Annotated in this window: 27 protein-coding genes; 26 read left to right on the top strand and 1 reads right to left on the bottom strand. The window is 66.9% G+C overall.

The annotated features are described in order from the left end of the window. Positions 1-4 precede the first annotated feature (4 nt). From rplP to truA, 23 genes are all read left to right on the top strand, one after another. Entirely contained in the window at positions 5-424 is a 420-nt protein-coding gene (gene rplP, locus ASD33_RS02415; protein ID WP_015035580.1) for a 50S ribosomal protein L16, read from the top strand. Beyond that, positions 424-648 carry a 50S ribosomal protein L29 gene (gene rpmC / locus ASD33_RS02410; RefSeq protein ID WP_056552388.1) on the top strand — a complete coding sequence of 75 codons (225 nt, stop codon included), beginning with the start codon at positions 424-426 and terminating at the stop codon, positions 646-648. The genes rplP and rpmC overlap by 1 nt, the downstream gene beginning before the upstream one ends. Then, positions 648-929, top strand: coding sequence for a 30S ribosomal protein S17 (gene rpsQ / locus ASD33_RS02405; RefSeq protein WP_024755411.1), 282 nt, complete (start codon positions 648-650; stop codon positions 927-929). Before rpmC ends, rpsQ begins: the two co-directional genes overlap by 1 nt. A gap of 106 nt (positions 930-1035) precedes the next feature. Further along, entirely contained in the window at positions 1036-1404 is a 369-nt protein-coding gene (rplN, locus tag ASD33_RS02400) for a 50S ribosomal protein L14 (protein ID WP_003956455.1), read from the top strand. A 2-nt stretch (positions 1405-1406) separates the two neighbouring features. Next, positions 1407-1718, top strand: a complete 312-nt coding sequence (gene rplX, locus ASD33_RS02395) for a 50S ribosomal protein L24 (RefSeq protein WP_015035583.1) — start codon at positions 1407-1409, stop codon at positions 1716-1718. Next, a complete protein-coding gene (rplE, locus tag ASD33_RS02390) occupies positions 1715-2272 on the top strand; it encodes a 50S ribosomal protein L5 (RefSeq protein WP_106975815.1) in 558 nt (185 codons plus the stop codon). Before rplX ends, rplE begins: the two co-directional genes overlap by 4 nt. A gap of 5 nt (positions 2273-2277) precedes the next feature. Next, positions 2278-2463, top strand: coding sequence for a type Z 30S ribosomal protein S14 (locus ASD33_RS33765; RefSeq protein ID WP_003948630.1), 186 nt, complete (start codon positions 2278-2280; stop codon positions 2461-2463). A gap of 206 nt (positions 2464-2669) precedes the next feature. Next, positions 2670-3068, top strand: a complete 399-nt coding sequence (gene rpsH / locus ASD33_RS02385) for a 30S ribosomal protein S8 (protein WP_015035585.1) — start codon at positions 2670-2672, stop codon at positions 3066-3068. 21 nt (positions 3069-3089) lie between these two features. Continuing rightward, positions 3090-3629 (top strand): 50S ribosomal protein L6, encoded by a 540-nt coding sequence (gene rplF, locus ASD33_RS02380; RefSeq protein ID WP_030214030.1) that lies wholly within the window; start codon positions 3090-3092, stop codon positions 3627-3629. 3 nt (positions 3630-3632) lie between these two features. After that, positions 3633-4016, top strand: coding sequence for a 50S ribosomal protein L18 (gene rplR / locus ASD33_RS02375; protein WP_015035587.1), 384 nt, complete (start codon positions 3633-3635; stop codon positions 4014-4016). A gap of 46 nt (positions 4017-4062) precedes the next feature. Then, on the top strand, positions 4063-4665 hold the full coding sequence (rpsE, locus tag ASD33_RS02370) for a 30S ribosomal protein S5 (RefSeq protein ID WP_030214033.1): 603 nt from the start codon (positions 4063-4065) through the stop codon (positions 4663-4665). Then, the gene (rpmD, locus tag ASD33_RS02365) at positions 4665-4847 is read left to right on the top strand and encodes a 50S ribosomal protein L30 (protein WP_056552385.1); all 183 of its coding nucleotides are present in this window, start codon (positions 4665-4667) and stop codon (positions 4845-4847) included. Before rpsE ends, rpmD begins: the two co-directional genes overlap by 1 nt. A gap of 1 nt (position 4848) precedes the next feature. After that, entirely contained in the window at positions 4849-5304 is a 456-nt protein-coding gene (rplO, locus tag ASD33_RS02360; protein WP_030318646.1) for a 50S ribosomal protein L15, read from the top strand. 213 nt (positions 5305-5517) lie between these two features. Further along, the gene (secY, locus tag ASD33_RS02355) at positions 5518-6837 is read left to right on the top strand and encodes a preprotein translocase subunit SecY (protein ID WP_056552382.1); all 1320 of its coding nucleotides are present in this window, start codon (positions 5518-5520) and stop codon (positions 6835-6837) included. Next, positions 6837-7484 carry an adenylate kinase gene (locus ASD33_RS02350; RefSeq protein ID WP_056552380.1) on the top strand — a complete coding sequence of 216 codons (648 nt, stop codon included), beginning with the start codon at positions 6837-6839 and terminating at the stop codon, positions 7482-7484. Before secY ends, ASD33_RS02350 begins: the two co-directional genes overlap by 1 nt. A 95-nt stretch (positions 7485-7579) precedes the next feature. Next, complete coding sequence (map, locus tag ASD33_RS02345) at positions 7580-8428, top strand: type I methionyl aminopeptidase (RefSeq protein WP_079044501.1); 849 nt, start codon at positions 7580-7582, stop codon at positions 8426-8428. Positions 8429-8600: 172 nt separating this feature from the next. Next, a complete protein-coding gene (gene infA, locus ASD33_RS02340) occupies positions 8601-8822 on the top strand; it encodes a translation initiation factor IF-1 (RefSeq protein ID WP_003956442.1) in 222 nt (73 codons plus the stop codon). A gap of 63 nt (positions 8823-8885) precedes the next feature. Then, on the top strand, positions 8886-8999 hold the full coding sequence (gene rpmJ / locus ASD33_RS02335) for a 50S ribosomal protein L36 (protein WP_003956441.1): 114 nt from the start codon (positions 8886-8888) through the stop codon (positions 8997-8999). Between the two features lie 203 nt (positions 9000-9202). Beyond that, entirely contained in the window at positions 9203-9583 is a 381-nt protein-coding gene (gene rpsM / locus ASD33_RS02330; protein ID WP_015035595.1) for a 30S ribosomal protein S13, read from the top strand. 66 nt (positions 9584-9649) lie between these two features. Further along, entirely contained in the window at positions 9650-10054 is a 405-nt protein-coding gene (gene rpsK, locus ASD33_RS02325; RefSeq protein WP_003956432.1) for a 30S ribosomal protein S11, read from the top strand. Positions 10055-10178: 124 nt separating this feature from the next. Then, positions 10179-11201: a DNA-directed RNA polymerase subunit alpha gene (locus ASD33_RS02320; RefSeq protein WP_003966937.1), complete on the top strand. Its 1023-nt coding sequence runs from the start codon at positions 10179-10181 to the stop codon at positions 11199-11201. 180 nt (positions 11202-11381) lie between these two features. After that, positions 11382-11846 carry a 50S ribosomal protein L17 gene (gene rplQ, locus ASD33_RS02315; protein WP_056552377.1) on the top strand — a complete coding sequence of 155 codons (465 nt, stop codon included), beginning with the start codon at positions 11382-11384 and terminating at the stop codon, positions 11844-11846. A gap of 82 nt (positions 11847-11928) precedes the next feature. Next, on the top strand, positions 11929-12786 hold the full coding sequence (gene truA / locus ASD33_RS02310) for a tRNA pseudouridine(38-40) synthase TruA (RefSeq protein WP_056552375.1): 858 nt from the start codon (positions 11929-11931) through the stop codon (positions 12784-12786). Here the strand turns inward: truA and ASD33_RS02305 are convergent. Continuing rightward, positions 12757-13746 (bottom strand): hypothetical protein, encoded by a 990-nt coding sequence (locus ASD33_RS02305; RefSeq protein ID WP_056552373.1) that lies wholly within the window; start codon positions 13744-13746, stop codon positions 12757-12759. The genes truA and ASD33_RS02305 overlap by 30 nt on opposite strands. Before the next feature lie 56 nt (positions 13747-13802). Here ASD33_RS02305 and ASD33_RS02300 point away from each other — a divergent pair, with 56 nt between their 5' ends. The 3 genes from ASD33_RS02300 (at position 13803) to rpsI (ending at position 16726) form a co-directional block, all read left to right on the top strand. After that, positions 13803-15425, top strand: a complete 1623-nt coding sequence (locus tag ASD33_RS02300; RefSeq protein ID WP_199863429.1) for an ATP-binding cassette domain-containing protein — start codon at positions 13803-13805, stop codon at positions 15423-15425. 300 nt (positions 15426-15725) lie between these two features. After that, a complete protein-coding gene (gene rplM, locus ASD33_RS02295; RefSeq protein ID WP_053646145.1) occupies positions 15726-16169 on the top strand; it encodes a 50S ribosomal protein L13 in 444 nt (147 codons plus the stop codon). Between the two features lie 44 nt (positions 16170-16213). Continuing rightward, on the top strand, positions 16214-16726 hold the full coding sequence (rpsI, locus tag ASD33_RS02290; RefSeq protein WP_015035601.1) for a 30S ribosomal protein S9: 513 nt from the start codon (positions 16214-16216) through the stop codon (positions 16724-16726). The last annotated feature ends 60 nt before the right edge of the window (positions 16727-16786 follow it).

Below are 16786 nucleotides of genomic sequence, written 5' to 3'. Positions count from 1 at the left end.
CGAAATGCTGATCCCCCGTAGGGTCAAGCACCGCAAGCAGCACCACCCCAAGCGCTCGGGTATGAGCAAGGGTGGTACGCAGGTTGCGTTCGGCGAGTACGGCATTCAGGCCCTCACGCCGGCGTACGTGACCAACCGCCAGATCGAGGCGGCTCGTATCGCGATGACCCGCCACATCAAGCGTGGCGGCAAGGTCTGGATCAACATCTACCCGGACCGCCCGCTGACGAAGAAGCCCGCCGAGACCCGCATGGGTTCCGGTAAGGGTTCTCCGGAGTGGTGGATCGCGAACGTCAAGCCGGGTCGGGTGATGTTCGAACTGTCCTACCCGAACGAGAAGATCGCGCGCGAGGCCCTGACCCGTGCGGCCCACAAGCTGCCGATGAAGTGCAAGATCGTGAAGCGCGAAGCAGGTGAGCTGTGATGTCGGCCGGTACCAAGGCGTCCGAGCTGCGCGAGCTGGGCAACGAGGAGCTTCTCAACAAGCTCCGCGAGGCCAAGGAAGAGCTGTTCAACCTCCGCTTCCAGGCGGCGACGGGCCAGCTCGAGAACCACGGTCGGCTCAAGTCCGTCCGTAAGGACATCGCCCGGATCTACACCCTGATGCGCGAGCGCGAGCTGGGCATCGAGACGGTGGAGAACGTCTGATGAGCGAGAGCAACGTGACTGAGAAGACCGAGCGCAACGCTCGCAAGGTCCGCGAGGGCCTGGTCGTCAGCGACAAGATGGACAAGACCGTCGTCGTCGCTGTCGAGGACCGCGTCAAGCACGCGCTGTACGGCAAGGTCATCCGCCGTACGAACAAGCTCAAGGCTCACGACGAGCAGAACGCTGCCGGCATCGGTGACCGCGTCCTCCTGATGGAGACCCGGAAGCTGTCGTCGACGAAGCACTGGCGCGTCGTCGAGATCCTCGAGAAGGCCAAGTAATTCTTGAAGGGGTAACCCTTCGAGTTCGTTCCGCCAGGCTCGGTGGGGTCGTGCTGACCGTTGGCACGACCCCGCCGGGAACCGGCAGACAAATCAGGAGATAGACGTGATCCAGCAGGAGTCGCGACTGCGTGTCGCCGACAACACTGGTGCCAAGGAGATCCTTTGCATCCGTGTTCTCGGTGGCTCGGGTCGCCGCTACGCGGGCATCGGTGACGTCATCGTCGCCACCGTCAAGGACGCGATCCCCGGTGGCAACGTGAAGAAGGGTGACGTCGTCAAGGCGGTCATCGTTCGCACCGTCAAGGAGCGCCGCCGCCAGGACGGCTCGTACATCCGCTTCGACGAGAACGCCGCTGTCATTCTCAAGAACGACGGCGACCCTCGTGGCACCCGTATCTTCGGCCCGGTCGGCCGTGAGCTGCGCGAGAAGAAGTTCATGAAGATCATCTCGCTCGCGCCGGAGGTGCTGTAAGCATGAAGATCAAGAAGGGCGACCTGGTCCAGGTCATCACCGGTAAGGACAAGGGCAAGCAGGGCAAGGTCATCACGGCCTTCCCCCGTGAGAACCGTGTCCTCGTCGAGGGTGTCAACCGGGTCAAGAAGCACACCAAGGCCGGCCCGTCGCAGGCCGGTGGCATCGTCACGACCGAGGCTCCGGTCCACGTCTCCAACGTCCAGCTGGTCGTGGAGAAGGACGGCAAGAAGGTCGTCACGCGTGTCGGTTACCGCTTCGACGACGAGGGCAACAAGATCCGCGTTGCCAAGCGGACGGGTGAGGACATCTGATGGCTACCACCACTCCGCGTCTCAAGACGAAGTACCGCGAGGAGATCGCGGGCAAGCTGCGTGAGGAGTTCTCCTACGAGAACGTCATGCAGGTTCCCGGCCTCGTGAAGATCGTGGTCAACATGGGTGTCGGCGACGCCGCCCGTGACTCGAAGCTCATGGACGGTGCCGTCCGTGACCTGACCACGATCACCGGCCAGAAGCCGGCCGTCACCAAGGCTCGCAAGTCCATCGCGCAGTTCAAGCTGCGTGAGGGCCAGCCGATCGGTGCGCACGTCACCCTCCGTGGCGACCGCATGTGGGAGTTCCTGGACCGCACCCTGTCGCTCGCGCTTCCGCGCATCCGCGACTTCCGTGGTCTGTCCCCCAAGCAGTTCGACGGGCGTGGCAACTACACCTTCGGTCTCACGGAGCAGGTCATGTTCCACGAGATCGACCAGGACAAGATCGACCGTGTCCGGGGTATGGACATCACCGTGGTGACCACGGCGACCAACGACGACGAGGGCCGTGCCCTTCTGCGTCACCTCGGCTTCCCGTTCAAGGAGGCGTAAGCGAGATGGCGAAGAAGGCTCTCATCGCGAAGGCTGCCCGCAAGCCCAAGTTCGGCGTGCGTGGTTACACGCGCTGCCAGCGTTGTGGTCGTCCCCACTCCGTGTACCGCAAGTTCGGCCTGTGCCGCGTGTGCCTTCGTGAGATGGCTCACCGTGGCGAGCTGCCGGGCGTGACCAAGAGCTCCTGGTAATCCCTTACTTGGGATGACCGGAGTCTCTCGGTAAGCATTGGGTTGGCGGACGCCCGAGCCTCCATGGCTTAGGCTAGGAGGGTTGGGCGTCCGCCGCCCTTACGACTTACTACGCCGTAGGTCCCCGCGCCGCACCCGTCCCGCCCCTGTGTGGGGAGAGGGATGGCGCACCGGAAACCACGGCGAGAGAGGCCGAAGGCCAATTCATGACCATGACTGATCCGATCGCGGACATGCTGACTCGTCTGCGTAACGCGAACTCGGCATACCACGACTCCGTGACGATGCCGCACAGCAAGATCAAGTCTCACATCGCGGAAATCCTCCAGCAGGAGGGCTTCATCACGGGCTGGAAGGTCGAGGACGCCGAGGTCGGCAAGAACCTCGTCCTCGAGCTCAAGTTCGGTCCGAACCGTGAGCGCTCCATCGCGGGCATCAAGCGGATCTCGAAGCCCGGTCTCCGGGTTTACGCGAAGTCCACAAACCTGCCGAAGGTTCTCGGCGGCCTGGGCGTGGCGATCATCTCCACGTCCCACGGTCTCCTGACCGGCCAGCAGGCAGGCAAGAAGGGCGTAGGTGGGGAAGTCCTCGCCTACGTCTGGTAGTCGGGAAAGGAAGGAAAGCTCATGTCGCGTATTGGCAAGCTGCCTATCCAGGTTCCCGCCGGCGTGGACGTCACCATCGATGGCCGCACGGTCACGGTGAAGGGTTCCAAGGGCACCCTGAGCCACACCGTCGCCGCTCCGATCGAGATCGTTAAGGGCGAGGATGGCGTGCTGAACGTCAACCGTCCGAACGACGAGCGTCAGAACAAGGCCCTTCACGGCCTGTCCCGCACGCTGGTGGCCAACATGATCACCGGTGTGACCCAGGGTTACGTGAAGGCGCTCGAGATCAGCGGTGTCGGTTACCGCGTGGCCGCGAAGGGCTCCAGCCTGGAGTTCCAGCTCGGCTACAGCCACCCGATCCTGATCGAGGCGCCCGAGGGCATCTCGTTCAAGGTCGAGTCGCCGACCAAGTTCTCGGTCGAGGGCATCGACAAGCAGAAGGTCGGCGAGGTTGCGGCGAACATCCGCAAGCTGCGCAAGCCCGACCCGTACAAGGCCAAGGGCGTCAAGTACGCCGGCGAGGTCATCCGCCGCAAGGTCGGAAAGGCTGGTAAGTAAGCCATGGCATACGGTGTGAAGATCGCCAAGGGCGACGCTTACAAGCGTGCCGCCAAGGCTCGCCGCCACATCCGCATCCGCAAGAACGTGTCGGGTACGGCGGAGCGTCCGCGCCTCGTCGTGACGCGTTCGAACCGTGGCATCACCGCTCAGGTCATCGACGACCTCAAGGGTCACACCCTTGCGTCGGCGTCGAACCTGGACGCGTCGATCCGCGGTGGCGAGGGTGACAAGTCCGCGCAGGCCAAGCAGGTCGGCGCTCTTGTCGCCGAGCGCGCCAAGGCCGCCGGCGTCGAGGCCGTCGTGTTCGACCGTGGTGGCAACAGGTACGCCGGGCGCATTGCCGCTCTGGCTGACGCCGCCCGCGAAGCCGGGCTGAAGTTCTAAGCCCCGGTTCCGGGACTAACGGACGTAACAGAGAGAGGTAAATCCAATGGCTGGACCCCAGCGCCGCGGAAGCGGTGCCGGTGGCGGCGAGCGGCGGGACCGGAAGGGCCGCGACGGTGGCGCTGCCGCCGAGAAGACCGCGTACGTTGAGCGCGTTGTCGCGATCAACCGCGTCGCCAAGGTTGTCAAGGGTGGTCGCCGCTTCAGCTTCACCGCGCTGGTCGTGGTGGGCGACGGTGACGGCACCGTAGGTGTCGGTTACGGCAAGGCCAAGGAAGTTCCCGCGGCCATCGCCAAGGGTGTCGAGGAAGCCAAGAAGAACTTCTTCAAGGTTCCGCGCATCCAGGGCACGATTCCTCACCCGATCACGGGCGAGCGTGCCGCGGGCGTCGTGCTCCTGAAGCCGGCTTCCCCCGGTACCGGCGTTATCGCCGGTGGCCCGGTGCGCGCCGTTCTGGAGTGCGCCGGCGTTCACGACATCCTGTCGAAGTCGCTTGGCTCGTCCAACGCGATCAACATCGTGCACGCGACCGTGGCGGCCCTCAAGGGTCTGCAGCGTCCCGAGGAGATCGCGGCTCGCCGTGGTCTGCCCCTCGAGGACGTCGCCCCCGCGGCCCTGCTTCGTGCGCGTGCTGGGGCGGGTGCGTAATGGCTCGCCTCAAGGTCACGCAGACGAAGTCGTACATCGGCAGCAAGCAGAACCACCGCGACACCCTGCGTTCGCTCGGCCTCAAGCGGGTCAACGACGTGGTTGTCAAGGAGGATCGTCCCGAGTTCCGCGGCATGGTGCACACCGTCCGCCACCTCGTGACGGTCGAGGAGGTTGACTGACATGGCGGAGACCAACCCGCTGAAGGCCCACAACCTCCGTCCCGCCCCCGGCGCCAAGACCGCGAAGACCCGTGTGGGCCGTGGTGAGGCGTCGAAGGGTAAGACGGCCGGTCGTGGTACCAAGGGCACGAAGGCCCGTTACCAGGTTCCGCAGCGCTTCGAGGGTGGGCAGATGCCCCTCCACATGCGTCTGCCGAAGCTCAAGGGCTTCAAGAACCCGTTCCGCACCGAGTACCAGGTCGTGAACCTGGACAAGCTCACCGCGCTCTACCCGCAGGGTGGCGAGGTCACGGTGGCCGATCTGGTCGCCAAGGGTGCGGTTCGCAAGAACCAGCTCGTCAAGGTGCTCGGCACCGGCGAGATCACCGTGGCGCTGCAGGTGACGGTCGACGCCGTCTCCGGCTCCGCCAAGGAGAAGATCGCCGCCGCTGGTGGCACCGTCACCGAGCTCGTCTGAGACGACTCGATGGCTTGAACATCCGATCGGGGATGCCTCCCAAAAGGGGCATCCCCGATTGGTCGTTCCTAGGGGGGCATGGTCGCCGGTAAGGTGGCGTGCACTGTCTAGGCTCCGTGCGGTATGCCCGTACGGAATTGATGACCGATACCTATTCGTCGAACCTCAAGACCGTCACCCTTGACGCCTAGCGCGGGGGTCGCAGGAGGCACCGTGCTCACCGCGTTCGCCCGGGCGTTCAAGACGCCCGACCTGCGCAAGAAGCTGCTCTTCACGCTCGCCATCATCGTGCTGTACCGCCTCGGGGCCCACATCCCGGTCCCCGGCGTCAGCTACGAGGCCGTCCAGCAGTGTGTCAAGCAGGCCAGCGAGGGCAACAACAGCCTGTTCGGCCTGGTCAACATGTTCAGTGGCGGGGCGCTGCTGCAGATCACCATCTTCGCGCTCGGCATCATGCCGTACATCACGGCGAGCATCATCCTGCAGCTGCTGACCGTCGTGATCCCGCGACTCGAGGCCCTCAAGAAGGAGGGTCAGTCCGGTACCGCCAAGATCACGCAGTACACCCGGTACCTGACGGTCGCCCTGGCCATCCTGCAGGGCACGGGTCTCGTCGCGACGGCCAAGAGCGGTGCTCTGTTCAGCGGCTGCTCGGTGGCGGACCAGGTCGTTCCTGACCCGTCCGTCTTCACCATCGCCACCATGGTCATCACGATGACCGCGGGTACCTGTGTCGTCATGTGGCTCGGTGAGCTGATCACCGACCGCGGCATCGGCAACGGCATGTCGATCCTGATGTTCATCTCGATCGCCGCCGGCTTCCCGGGCGCCCTGTGGGCCATCAAGGAGAGCGGCAAGCTCGCCAAGGGCTGGATCGAGTTCGGCACCGTCATCCTCATCGGCTTCGTGATGGTGGCCCTCGTGGTCTTCGTCGAGCAGGCCCAGCGCCGCATCCCGGTGCAGTACGCGAAGCGCATGATCGGCCGGCGCTCCTACGGCGGTACGTCCACGTACATCCCGTTGAAGGTGAACCAGGCGGGTGTGATTCCTGTCATCTTCGCGTCGTCGCTGCTCTACATCCCGGCCCTGATCGCGCAGTTCTCGAACTCCACCGCAGGGTGGAAGACCTGGATCGAAGCCCACTTCGTCAAGGGTGACCACCCCTACTACATCGCCGCGTACTTCCTCCTGATCGTGTTCTTCGCCTTCTTCTACGTGGCGATCTCGTTCAACCCCGAGGAAGTCGCCGACAACATGAAGAAGTATGGTGGCTTCATCCCGGGTATCCGGGCTGGTCGACCTACTGCCGAGTACCTGAGCTACGTGCTCAACCGGATCACTTGGCCGGGCTCGCTGTACTTGGGTCTGATCGCTCTTGTGCCGACGATGGCGTTGGCAGGCTTCGGTGGCGCCAATGCCAACTTCCCCTTCGGTGGGACGAGCATCCTCATCATCGTGGGTGTGGGGCTGGAGACCGTGAAGCAGATCGAGAGCCAGCTCCAGCAGCGCAATTACGAAGGGTTCCTCCGCTGATGCGAATCGTCCTCGTCGGACCGCCCGGTGCCGGCAAGGGAACGCAGGCTGCGTTCCTCGCCAAGAACCTGGGCATCCCGCACATCTCTACGGGCGACCTGTTCCGTGCCAACATCTCGCAGGGCACGCCGCTGGGCGTAGAGGCGCAGTCGTACATGAAGGCCGGCCAGCTCGTGCCGGACTCCGTGACGATCGGGATGGCCGAGGACCGCATGCACCAGGCGGACGCCGAGGGCGGCTTCCTGCTGGACGGGTTCCCGCGGAACGTGGCCCAGGCCGAGGCTCTGGACGCGTTCCTCAAGGCGGACGGCATCCAGCTGGACGCGGTGCTGGACCTCGAGGTCCCCGAGGACGAGGTCGTGAAGCGGATCGCGGGTCGCCGCATCTGCCGCAAGGACTCGTCGCACGTCTTCCACGTGACGTACAACGCTCCGAAGACCGAGGGCGTCTGCGACGTCTGCGGCGGCGAGCTGTACCAGCGTGACGACGACACGGAGGAGACCGTCCGCAAGCGTCTGTCGGTCTACCACACCGAGACCGAGCCGATCATCGACTACTACCGGGCGCAGAACCTGGTGTCGACGATCTCGGCGCTCGGCAAGGTGGACGAGGTCACCGCCAAGGCGATGGACGCGATCAAGAAGTAACCCCTGGTTCGTGCGATACGGCCGCGGTGCCCCTCAGGGGCGCCGCGGCCGTATCGTTGTTCTGTTCCCCGTACTCGACGGAAAGGCCGCGGCCCGTGCAGATCAAGACCCCCGAGCAGATCGCGAAGATGCGCGAGGCGGGGCTGGTCGTCGCCGCCATTCACGCGGCGACCCGTGAGGCGGCCGTGCCGGGCGCCACGACGAAGGACCTCGACGAGGTCGCGCGGAAGGTCATCGCCGACCACGGGGCGAAGTCGAACTTCCTCGGGTACGGCGGTTTCCCCGCGACGATCTGCACCTCGGCCAACGAGGTCGTCGTCCACGGCATCCCCGACGACAAGACCGTCCTCAAGGACGGCGACATCATCTCCATCGACGCGGGCGCGATCGTGGACGGCTGGCACGGTGACGCGGCCTACACGGCCTTCGTGGGCACCGGGCACGCGCCGGAGCTGGTCGAGCTCTCCCGGGTCACGGAGGAGTCGATGTGGGCCGGTATCGCGGCCATGAAGCTCGGCAACCGCCTGGTCGACATCTCGAAGGCGATCGAGACGTACATCAAGCGTCAGCCGCGGCCGGCGGTCGGCGACCACAGCCTCGGTCGCTACGGGATCATCGAGGACTACGGCGGCCACGGCATCGGCACCGAGATGCACATGGACCCGCACCTGCTGAACTACGTCTCCCGCAAGCGCGGCAAGGGCCCGAAGCTGGTCCCCGGCCTCTGCCTGGCGATCGAGCCGATGGTCTCCCTGGGCACCGCGCAGACGGAGGTCCTGAAGGACGACTGGACGGTCATCACGACCGACGGCACCTGGTCCTCGCACTGGGAGCACTCGATCGCCCTGACCGAGGAGGGCCCCCTGGTCCTCACCGCGGTCGACGGCGGCAAGGCGAAGCTGGCGGAGCTGGGCGTGACGGCTGCGCCGGACCCGCTGGCGTAGCCCGGGATTCTGCGGCGTGGCTCCTTGCGTAAGGATCTTTCCGGGTGGGCACACTTTCCCGATTCGTCTTTTCCTGGGGCCTGACGTAGACTGATGCGTCGGCTCTCGTGTACCCCTGTGTCCGCACACGGCGGCGGGAGTCGATCAAGGTAGCCGATTCGAAAGGCGAAGCGTGGCCAAGAAGCAAGGTGCCATCGAAATCGAGGGCACCGTGATCGAGTCCCTCCCGAACGCCATGTTCAAGGTGGAGCTCCAGAACGGTCACAAGGTCCTCGCGCACATCTCCGGCAAGATGCGGATGCACTACATCCGAATCCTCCCGGACGACCGGGTCGTCGTGGAGCTCTCTCCGTACGACCTGACGCGTGGCCGGATCGTCTACCGGTACAAGTAGATCTTGCCCGCACCCCGCCTCCGTGCGCGGGTGGTGGCACTGACCCGGAGAACCTCACATCCCATGAAGGTCAAGCCGAGCGTCAAGAAGATCTGCGACAAGTGCAAGGTGATCCGCCGTCACGGCCGGGTCATGGTCATCTGCGACAACCTGCGCCACAAGCAGCGCCAGGGCTGACGCACGCCGACCGACCTGCATTTCGCAGTTCTTCGCGCGACGCATAGCAATACGTACATACGCAGAGCCCGTCGGGCCGTGTTCCACGGTTGACGGCACCTCCGGCGGGGGCCGGGGACCCGGACGTACCACTGTTCCGACAGGAACGGTCGGCGGTCGGGAGCGGTTCTGCAGCAGACCCCCGAGAACACAGGAGCCATTGAATGGCACGCGTTTCCGGTGTTGACATCCCGCGCGAAAAGCGCGTGGTGGTCGCACTCACCTACGTCTTCGGTATCGGGCGTACCCGGTCCGAGGAGATTCTCGCCGCGACCGGCGTGAACCCGTCCACCCGTGTCCGCGACCTTGCCGAGGAAGACCTCGTCAAGATCCGCGAGTACGTGGACGCCAACCTCCAGACCGAGGGTGACCTCCGCCGCGAGATCGCCGCCGACATCCGCCGCAAGGTCGAGATCGGCTGCTACCAGGGTCTGCGCCACCGTCGTGGCCTGCCCGTCCGCGGCCAGCGCACCAGCACGAACGCTCGTACCCGCAAGGGCCCGCGTCGCGCCATCGCCGGCAAGAAGAAGCCGGGCAAGAAGTAGTCCTCAGCGGACGCTTGACCAAGCGGTCTTCGCTGTAGGACCGACCACCTCCCGTAGGAGATATAGATGCCCCCCAAGGGTCGTCAGGGCGCTGCCAAGAAGGTGCGCCGCAAGGAAAAGAAGAACGTCGCTCACGGCCACGCGCACATCAAGAGCACGTTCAACAACACGATCGTCTCGATCACGGACCCCTCGGGCAACGTGATCTCCTGGGCCTCCGCCGGCCACGTCGGCTTCAAGGGCTCGCGCAAGTCCACCCCCTTCGCCGCGCAGATGGCCGCCGAGTCGGCCGCCCGTCGCGCGCAGGAGCACGGCATGCGCAAGGTCGACGTCTTCGTCAAGGGTCCCGGCTCCGGCCGTGAGACCGCGATCCGCTCCCTCCAGGCCACGGGCCTCGAGGTCGGTTCGATCCAGGACGTCACCCCCACGCCGCACAACGGCTGCCGTCCCCCCAAGCGCCGCCGCGTCTGACGCACGGGCTGCTTGACCAGGGATTTCCGGGCGGTGCGTCCCCTATGGGGGCGTACCGCCCGTACCCTTGTAGTACTCCGAGGACGTCAAATAGTGGGCGTCCACGACTGAAGGAATCACAGACATGCTGATCGCTCAGCGTCCGTCGCTGACCGAAGAGGTCGTCGACGAGTTCCGCTCCCGGTTCGTCATCGAGCCCCTGGAGCCGGGCTTCGGCTACACCCTCGGCAACTCCCTCCGCCGTACCCTCCTCTCGTCGATCCCCGGCGCTGCTGTCACCAGCATCCGCATCGACGGTGTCCTGCACGAGTTCACCACCGTGCCGGGCGTCAAGGAGGACGTGACCGACCTCATCCTCAACATCAAGCAGCTGGTCGTCTCCTCGGAGCACGACGAGCCGGTCGTGATGTACCTGCGCAAGCAGGGCCCGGGTCTGGTCACCGCCGCCGACATCGCGCCCCCGGCCGGTGTCGAGGTGCACAACCCCGACCTCGTCCTCGCCACGCTCAACGGCAAGGGCAAGCTGGAGATGGAGCTGACCGTCGAGCGCGGTCGCGGCTACGTCTCCGCCGTGCAGAACAAGCAGGTGGGCCAGGAGATCGGCCGTATCCCGGTCGACTCCATCTACTCGCCGGTGCTCAAGGTCACGTACAAGGTCGAGGCGACCCGTGTCGAGCAGCGCACCGACTTCGACAAGCTGATCGTCGACGTCGAGACCAAGCAGGCCATGCGCCCGCGTGACGCCATGGCGTCCGCCGGCAAGACCCTGGTCGAGCTGTTCGGTCTGGCGCGCGAGCTCAACATCGACGCCGAGGGCATCGACATGGGCCCGTCCCCCACGGACGCCGCCCTGGCCGCCGACCTCGCGCTGCCGATCGAGGAGCTCGAGCTCACCGTTCGTTCGTACAACTGCCTCAAGCGCGAGGGCATCCACTCCGTGGGTGAGCTCGTGGCGCGCTCCGAGGCCGACCTGCTCGACATCCGCAACTTCGGTGCGAAGTCGATCGACGAGGTCAAGGCGAAGCTGGCCGGTATGGGCCTCGCGCTGAAGGACTCGCCTCCCGGCTTCGACCCGACCGCCGCCGCGGACGCCTTCGGCGCCGACGACGACGCGGACGCGGGTTTCGTGGAGACCGAGCAGTACTAGGAGCTCGGGCCTCACGGTCCGTACTCGGGTGCGGGAGCGCTGTGCTTGATCGCGCAGTTCCCCGCGCCCCTTCCGGCCTCGCCCCTTCGGGGCTCGGCCGGATCTCCGACGGGTGACCGCCCGCTCGGACACTGACACCGGTACCTCATACGGCCGGTGCAGATCACAAGGAGAAACACCATGCCGCGTCCCGCGAAGGGTGCCCGCCTCGGCGGTTCCGCCGCGCACGAGAAGCTGCTCCTCGCCAACCTGGCGAAGTCGCTCTTCGAGCACGGCCGCATCACCACGACCGAGGCCAAGGCCCGTCGCCTGCGTCCGGTCGCCGAGCGCCTGATCACCAAGGCGAAGAAGGGCGACATCCACAACCGTCGCCTGGTGCTGCAGACGATCACCGACAAGGGCATCGTCCACACCCTCTTCACCGAGATCGCCCCGCGTTACTCGGAGCGTCCGGGTGGTTACACCCGTATCACCAAGATCGGCAACCGTCGTGGCGACAACGCCCCGATGGCCGTGATCGAGCTGGTCGAGGGCGAGATCGCCAAGAAGGCGACCGTCGCCGAGGCCGAGGCCGCCACCGTGCGCGCCGTCAAGGAGGCCGACGCGGCCGCCGAGACCCCGGCTGAGGAGTCGAAGGACGCGTAAGCGTTCTTCCGACGTTTCTCGTGAGCGGGCCCGTACCCCCTGGGGTGCGGGCCCGTTCCCGTGTGTTTGAGAGGATCTCCGCGTGAGCGATGACGTGCAGGACGGGTTCGTACGGGTTCGGCTTGACCTGTCGTACGACGGCAAGGACTTCTCCGGCTGGGCCAAGCAGCCCGGTGGGCGGCGGACGGTGCAGGGGGACATCGAGGACGCCCTGCGGACCGTGACCCGGTCCAAGGAGACCTACGAGCTGACCGTGGCCGGCCGCACCGACTCCGGGGTGCACGCGCGCGGCCAGGTCGCCCATGTCGACCTGCCCGTCGAGCTGTGGGCCGAGCACCGCGACAAGCTGCTCAGGCGGCTCGCGGGGCGGCTCTCCCACGACGTCCGGATCTGGTCCCTGGCCGAGGCCCCCAGCGGCTTCAACGCGCGTTTCTCCGCGATCTGGCGCCGCTACGCCTACCGCGTCACCGACAACCCCGGCGGGGTCGACCCGCTGCTGCGCGGCCACGTCCTGTGGCACGACTGGGCCCTCGACATGGACGCCATGAACGAGGCCGCCGCCGCGCTCGTCGGCGAGCACGACTTCGCCGCGTACTGCAAGAAGCGCGAGGGCGCGACCACCATCCGCACGCTCCAGGTGCTGCGCTGGGAGCGGCGGTCCGACGGTGTGATGGAAGCGACCGTGAAGGCGGACGCCTTCTGCCACAACATGGTCCGCTCGCTCGTCGGCGCCCTGCTGTTCGTCGGCGACGGGCACCGGCCGGTGGACTGGCCGGGCAAGGTCCTTGCGGCCGGGGTGCGGGACTCGGCCGTGCACGTCGTGAAGCCGCACGGGCTCACCCTCGAAGAGGTCGGTTACCCCGCCGACGAGCTCCTGGCCGCCCGGAACCTGGAGGCCAGGAACAAGCGGTCACTCCCCGGGAGCTCCGGCTGCTGCTGAGGCCTGGGAGCGGCCCCGGGCGTAGATCTGGTTGAAGGTGAAGGTGCCCAGGTCGTCGCTGGCCTGGAAGACCGCCTTGTCGGCCTTGGTGACCTTCTTGCCGTTGGCGAAGCCGGCCTGGGTGAAGTACGCGTAGCGGCCGACCGAGTTCGAGCGGCGCAGACAGACCGTGGCGTGGCAGAAGTCACCCACGCCGGCGCCGGCCAGCGGGGAGACGCCTCCGGTGGCCTGGTTCTTCGCCTTCAGGGCCGCGGCCTCCGAGGGGAAGACGGCGACGCCGACGGTGATCGCCACGCCGTCCTTCACATAGGTGGCGCGGAGCACCCGCTGGCAGCCGTTGTTCTTCAGGACGGTGCCGAGACCGCCCTGCGTGACGGCCGCGCAGTTCGTCGTGGCGGAGGTCGCGCCCTTCTTGTAGGGGCGCTTGTTCATCGTGAGCTTCTTGCCCGGGAAGAGGCCCTCCGCGCTCAGCGGGGCCTTGTCCTTCTTCGGGTCCGAGATGTAGTCCTTCGGGTTCGGCGGGGGCGGCGGCGCCACCGACGAGAAGGTCGGCTCCGGGGTGGGGGAGGCCGTGGGGGTGACGGTGCCGGTGGGCACCCCGCCGTTCCCGGCCTCGTCGTTCTTCTTGCCGCTCGCCACCACGGCGGTCGCGACGATCGCGCCGACGACCACGGCGGCCACCGTGCCACCGCCGATCATCAGCCAGCGCTTGCGCCGGTTACGGGAGGCGGAGGCGTCGGCCAGGGCGCCCCAGTCGGGGGTGTTCCCGCCCTGGGCGCCCGGGAAGGGGTCGGGCTGTCCGCCGAATCCGGGCTGCTGCCCGTACCCCTGCTGTGGTCCCTGGCCGGGCTGTCCGCCGTACCCGGGCTGCTGCCCGTACCCCTGCTGCGGCTGTCCGCCGTACCCCTGCTGCCCCTGCTGCTGCGGCTCTTGCGGCCACTGCGGTCCCCCAAAGCTCATGCCGCGCATCCTAAACCGGTTGGGCCGGGCCGACGCGGGCGGCGACAATGCACCTCATGGGACATGTCGAGGCCGCGCATCTGGAGTACTACCTTCCCGACGGGAGGGTCCTGCTCGGGGACGCCTCCTTCCGGGTGGGGGAGGGCGCCGTGGTCGCCCTCGTCGGGGCCAACGGCGCCGGGAAGACCACACTGCTCCGGATGATCGCCGGGGAGCTCCAGCCGCACGGCGGCTCGGTCACCGTCAGCGGCGGGCTCGGCGTGATGCCGCAGTTCGTCGGCTCCGTACGGGACGAGTCCACCGTCCGTGACCTGCTGGTCTCGGTGGCGCAGCCGCGCATCCGGGAGGCCGCGAAGGCCGTCGACGAGGCCGAGCACCTGATCATGACGGTCGACGACGAGGCCGCGCAGATGAAGTACGCGCAGGCCCTCAGCGACTGGGCCGAGGTGCAGGGGTACGAGGCGGAGACCCTCTGGGACATCTGCACCATGTCCGCGCTCGGCATCCCGTACGAGAAGGCGCAGTTCCGGCAGGTCAGGACGCTCTCCGGCGGTGAGCAGAAGCGTCTGGTCCTGGAGTCGCTGCTGCGCGGCACCGACGAGGTGCTGCTGCTCGACGAGCCGGACAACTATCTGGACGTGCCGGGCAAACGGTGGCTGGAGGAGCGGCTGCGGGAGACCCGCAAGACCGTGTTGTTCATCTCCCACGACCGGGAGCTGCTCTCCCGCGCCGCACAGAAGATCATCGCGGTCGAGCCGGGTCCCGCGGGGTCGGACGTGTGGGTGCACGGCGGTGGCTTCGGCACCTTCCACGAGGCGCGGCGGGAGCGGTTCGCGCGCTTCGAGGAGCTGAAGCGGCGCTGGGAGGAGAAGCACGCCCAGCTGAAGAAGCTCGTGGTCAACCTGCGGCAGGCGGCCGCGGTCAGCCACGAGATGGCCTCGCGGTACGCGGCGGCGCAGACCCGGCTGAGGAAGTTCGAGGAGGCGGGGCCGCCGCCGGAGCCGCCGCGCGAGCAGGACATCCGGATGCGGCTGCGCGGCGGCCGGACCGGCGTGCGCGCGGTGACCGTCGAGAACCTCGAGCTGACCGGTCTGATGAAGCCGTTCTCGCTGGAGATCTTCTACGGGGAGCGGGTGGCCGTCCTCGGCTCGAACGGCTCGGGCAAGTCGCACTTCCTGCGGCTGCTCGCCGGCGATCCGTCGGTGGCCCACACGGGCGACTGGAAGCTCGGCGCGCGCGTGGTGCCGGGGCACTTCGCCCAGACCCACGCGCACCCGGAGCTGACCGGGCGGCCGCTCGTCGACATCCTGTGGTCGGAGCACGCCAAGGACCGGGGCGGGGCGATGTCGATGCTGCGCCGGTACGAGCTGGAGCGGCAGGGCGACCAGTCCTTCGACAAGCTCTCCGGCGGGCAGCAGGCGCGGTTCCAGATCCTGCTGCTGGAGCTGGCGGGCACGACCGCGCTGCTGCTCGACGAGCCGACCGACAACCTGGACCTGGAGTCGGCGGAGGCGCTGCAGGACGGGCTGGAGTCGTACGACGGGACGGTGCTGGCCGTGACCCACGACCGCTGGTTCTCGAAGAGCTTCGACCGGTTCCTGGTCTTCGGCTCGGACGGGGTCGTACGCGAGACGACGGAGCCGGTCTGGGACGAGCGGCGGGTCGAGCGGGCGCGGTGACCTGGGGCGGTCGGCGGTCGGCGGCCGGCAGCCGCAGGTCCGCGGCCCGCGGCCGGTGGCCAGTGACGGCGTCGGGGAGGGGCCCGCGGCGTTTTGACCCGTCGGGGGTGGCGCGGGTACTGTTGCGGTTTGTTATGCGTAGTGGCTTCGCCGTTCTCCGGCGAACGGCCCTTACGCAGGTTCCCTGGAGCAGTTACCAGTGGCTCGCATACGGGCGGTGTCCCGGCAGTGCAGGCCCCAGCTGCATGATCGCTTCAGGTGTGTCTGGACTCCATCCACTGAAGAAGCGAAGGCTACGAAGTGCGTACGTACAGCCCCAAGCCCGGCGATGTCACTCGCCAGTGGCACATCATCGACGCGCAGGACATCGTCCTGGGCCGTCTGGCGACCACGGCTGCGAACCTCCTCCGAGGCAAGCACAAGCCGGTCTACGCCCCGCACATGGACATGGGCGACTTCGTCATCATCATCAACGCTGACAAGGTCCACCTGTCCGGCAACAAGAAGACCCAGAAGCTGGCGTACCGCCACTCCGGCTTCCCGGGCGGTCTGCGCTCCGTCCGTTACGACGAGCTGCTGTCGAAGAACCCCGAGAAGGCCGTCGAGAAGGCCATCAAGGGCATGATCCCCAAGAACACCCTGGGCCGTCAGATGCTCTCGAAGCTGAAGGTCTACGCGGGCGAGAACCACCCGCACGCTGCGCAGCAGCCGGTCCCGTTCGAGATCACCCAGGTCGCGCAGTAGTTCCGGCCACACCCCCTAAGAACGAAAGAAATCTGAGGAGCATCGTGGCCGAGACCACCCCCGAGACCCCCGTCGACGAGTTCGAGGGCGTTGAGGAGTACACCACCGAGACCGAGCTCGTCGAGGGTGAGTACACCTCCGAGTCGCTCGCGTCCCGCTTCGGCGACCCGCAGCCGGCCGCCGGCCTGGGCCGTCGCAAGAACGCCATCGCCCGCGTCCGGATCGTTCCGGGCACCGGCAAGTGGAAGATCAACGGTCGCACCCTTGAGGACTACTTCCCCAACAAGGTGCACCAGCAGGAAGTCAACGAGCCCTTCAAGGTGCTCGAGCTCGACAACCGCTACGACGTCATCGCCCGCATCGCGGGTGGCGGTGTCTCCGGTCAGGCCGGCGCCCTGCGCCTCGGCGTGGCCCGTGCGCTGAACGAGGCGGACGTCGAGAACAACCGCCCGGCGCTGAAGAAGGCCGGCTTCCTCTCCCGCGACGACCGTGCGGTCGAGCGCAAGAAGGCCGGTCTCAAGAAGGCCCGTAAGGCTCCGCAGTACAGCAAGCGTTAATCACGCCTGCTCGCTGCTTTCGTACGCCCCGGCGGCACTGCCCGTGCCGTCGGGGCGTAC

Origin of the sequence: Streptomyces sp. Root1304 (assembly GCF_001426405.1) — a bacterium.
GTDB lineage: Bacteria > Actinomycetota > Actinomycetes > Streptomycetales > Streptomycetaceae > Streptomyces.
The sequence above is the reverse complement of the archived record's forward strand: the minus strand, read 5'-3'. Positions and strand labels throughout refer to the sequence as shown.